Consider the following 260-nt stretch of genomic DNA (forward strand, 5'->3'; position numbering starts at 1 on the left):
GTGAAGGGGATATTAGGCAGCGAGTCCGGGAAGTCGGGCGCGTCCTGGCCAAGCCATTTCTGGTAGATCTTCTCGAGGCGGCCGTCGGCGCGCGCCTTGTCGATGAAGGCGTTCAGCTCCTCGACAAACTGCTTTTGACCGGGACGCACGGAGATGCCGTTATATTGGCGGTTGAACTGCAGTTTCTTTTCGAATTTGAAGTCCGGCGCGATCTTGGCGATGCTGAGGAAATAGGTGTTGTTGGCGCCGAGCGCGTCGAC

1 protein-coding gene is annotated in these 260 nt (G+C 58.1%); it reads right to left on the reverse strand.

Features of this window, described 5'->3' with window-relative positions; translation table 11 throughout:
* Window positions 1-260: transporter substrate-binding domain-containing protein (locus EOD29_RS32855; protein WP_127248859.1), on the reverse strand; the 260-nt coding region annotated here is incomplete at both ends.

The organism is Mesorhizobium sp. M1A.T.Ca.IN.004.03.1.1 (assembly GCF_003997555.1).
In the GTDB taxonomy this organism is placed as follows: Bacteria; Pseudomonadota; Alphaproteobacteria; order Rhizobiales; family Rhizobiaceae; genus Mesorhizobium.